The 3,033-nt window shown below is 30.3% G+C and carries 3 protein-coding genes and 1 rRNA gene; 2 read left to right on the top strand and 2 right to left on the bottom strand.

Going from position 1 to position 3,033, the window contains the following annotated elements; translation table 11 throughout:
• Together A9G37_RS03705 and A9G37_RS03700 are read right to left on the bottom strand one after the other, a co-directional pair.
• Positions 1-202: ribosomal RNA gene (locus A9G37_RS03705) — 16S ribosomal RNA — on the bottom strand; the annotation flags it as partial.
• A 587-nt stretch (positions 203-789) separates the two neighbouring features.
• A complete protein-coding gene (locus tag A9G37_RS03700; RefSeq protein WP_065574661.1) occupies positions 790-1,860 on the bottom strand; it encodes an acyltransferase family protein in 1,071 nt (356 codons plus the stop codon).
• A 303-nt stretch (positions 1,861-2,163) separates the two neighbouring features.
• On the opposite strand from A9G37_RS03700, the gene A9G37_RS13155 reads away from it, so the two are divergent.
• On the top strand, positions 2,164-2,286 hold the full coding sequence (locus A9G37_RS13155) for a hypothetical protein (protein ID WP_255306847.1): 123 nt from the start codon (positions 2,164-2,166) through the stop codon (positions 2,284-2,286).
• Between the two features lie 469 nt (positions 2,287-2,755).
• Positions 2,756-3,033: helix-turn-helix domain-containing protein (locus A9G37_RS03690; RefSeq protein ID WP_065574660.1), on the top strand; the 278-nt coding region annotated here is incomplete at its 3' end.

Raw genomic sequence — 3,033 nt, 5'->3', positions numbered from 1 at the left:
GTCCCATGCTTTGGTCTCTCAACTTTATGCGGTATTAGCAGTCGTTTCCAACTGTTGTCCCCCTCCATTCGGCAGATCCCCATACCTTACTCACCCGTCCGCCACTCGTCATCAAGTGCAAGCACTTATGTTACCGTTCGACTTGCATGTGTTAAGCCTGCCGCCAGCGTTCAATCTGAGCCATGATCAAACTCTTCAATTTAAAGTTTGATGCTCAATAACTGTCTCTGACATATTCAAATGAATCTTCAGTGTCACTTATCAAGACTTAATTTTTTAGTCCGTAGACTTTAATTTTTCGTCTCGCAAGTGCCCACACAGATTGTCTGTTTCTTATTTTTAAAGAGCTGACAGCTTATGTTCCTTATTAACTTTTCGTTGACTTAGTTCGCTGTCTCAAGGGTTGCGTATACTACGCTAACCTTTTTTATTCGTCAAGATCTTTTTTTAAATTTTTGTCTCACTTAATCACTAACTTTCCGTCTGCTTGTCGCTGACTGCGTGCCAGTGGATGCGCATTATAGGGGCTTTAAAATTTCCTGCAAGTGTTAATTGCAATTTTTTTTTCGTTTGCATTTTATTTGTTCAAATCTACATATTTTAATATATTTGGCATAAACAAAATAAACGCAATTTAATATATAAAAAACAATTTATTAAATTAATTTATATGGTATATATAAAGAACCTCGTATTTTTAACGTGAATTTAAAATATTAATTTACATTCTAAGTTTTAAATTTAATAAAAATATTTCAAAGCACCAAATCAAATAATAGATGATATTATCTAACGAATTGCACCAATAAGGTATTTTGCTTTATTTTTGAAAACTAGCGTTATTATTTTAGCGATGATGACACTTACGATTAAAGTAGACACTAAAAAGATTACAGCTCCCAATGATGCTAACCAACCATTGTCGGTTTTAATTACATAACCTAGAGGAGAAATATACAATAGTTGTTCAAGTTCTAAAACAATAATTTCATGAATAAAATAGATAGGAAAACTAATATTTGCCATATAAGAAAAGAATTTATATAACTTCCCCTCATTCGTTTTATGATTCAGCCCATCTAAAAAATAAAGCGCTAATATAAATAAAATGATTTTTTGTAATGTATCATAATAAAGTTTTTCTACACCTAAATGACTCATATAGCGATAAGCAAATGGAACAAAAAAACATAAACCAAAAAGAAACACAACTAAGAATAAACTATCTTTGACTGTTTTCATAATAATTTGATAATTTTGTTTTATCATCATGCCAATTAAATAAACTGGTCCATAATGCAACAAATTTAAAACAGGTTGAGTAAAATCAGGTTTAGTAAACATCACAACCCAAAACATAGCAATCAGACCAGCTACAATTAAATTCTTTTTCGACCAAAAATATAATAAAGGAGCCATTAAATAAATAATGATAATCATCGGGATAAACCACAATGGTAGCAGTTGTGTTCCCGTCAGCATCATCCTAACGATTGAACTAACAACACTAGTTTCAGTCAATGAAAACCAAGGTAAATTAGATAAATACTGATAATGAAAAAAAACAAAGCAAAAAATAGATACTGAAATATAAGGACAAACAACAGTTTTAAACTTTGATAAATAATAAGTTTTGGTATGAAATTTATAAGTTAGATGTTGAAATAAAAAACCAGCAATTAATACAAAAAAAGTAGTGAAATTAAAAGCAAATAAATTTAAAAAAGAAAATAAATAACTATTAGCAATTAAATGAGTATTTTTAAATACACCCAAACAGTGGCTAAAAACAATCATTATAATTGCAACACCACGTAATACATGTATAGAATGAATTTTTTGCGGTTTATCTGTTACCATTTTGTATACTGTAAATAATGAAATAAATTAGCGTACATTATCACATTTCTATATAACTGAAACTACAATTTACAAAAATAAATATCTAAACAAATAAAAAATAAAATATCATTTAAAATTAATTATAAACATCTTTCTGAATTGACCCTGTAAACGAATTTGTGAATTTACCTATTTTTGAACCACTCTAATGAGTAAAAATAAGTTAAATATAAAATGGATGAATAAAAAGTAAGACAAATGGCGGCCGAGCTAGCTAAAAACATAAAAGCGTAGGAAGATTTAGGTAAATTAACTGGTTTTATGAACAAACTAGTGATTGATACCGCATTAAATGAAAAAATAACCACGCATCTAGGTCATGAAAAACACCAGAAAAACGAAGAAGCAACACATGTAAGGGTTATAGCACAAAAACCGTTATAAGTGATGATGGCAAGTTAGAACTCACCATTTCACGAGATAGAGAAACACTGATTGAAAAAATTAATCACCGATTACAACTCCAACTTGTTTAATTGCTACTTCCAACCCTTTATCCCACATATTTTTTGCTACCTCCGTGATTTTAACAACTACATAACTAGAATTAGATGTATAACTATCGCTGTTAATTTAAAGATAGCAATTCAATCATAATTTGAAGATTTAAAAATTTGTTAAAAACTTTCAGGTAACTATGTGTTTCAGTATAAAAATACAGCTTATAACAGATAAATTGGGAAATTTGCAATATTATCATTTAGTAATTTGATTAAATTAAATGGATAAGATTGATGATTTTTATAAAAACCTGGATTCAAACATGAAGTGCAATTTTAAACACGGTGGAGTGAAGAAAGTAGAAAGGTGATTTATACTAGCACCTTCGTACCACCACAGTTTGGAGATTGCTATGTATTATAATCACCTTTCTAGGAAGGAAAGATACCAGATTTTCGTATTATTACAAGCCGGAAAGAATAAAAAAGAGATAGCCCAGCTACTCAATAGACATCCTTCGACAATAAGTCGAGAGATAAAAAGAAACTCAAAACCTAATCAAGCCTATCAAGCACATGATGCGGTAACCCTAGCTAGGAAAAGGCGAAAAAACAGCGGTAATGGTAAGCCAATAGAGTCTTCGGTATGGCGCCAAGTTGAAAAATACCTCATGCTTTATTACAGCCCAGA

It is taken from the genome of Gilliamella sp. GillExp13, from assembly GCF_001690815.1.
In the GTDB taxonomy this organism is placed as follows: Bacteria; Pseudomonadota; Gammaproteobacteria; order Enterobacterales; family Orbaceae; genus Gilliamella; species Gilliamella bombi.
This window is presented reverse-complemented; position numbering and strand designations above follow the sequence as displayed.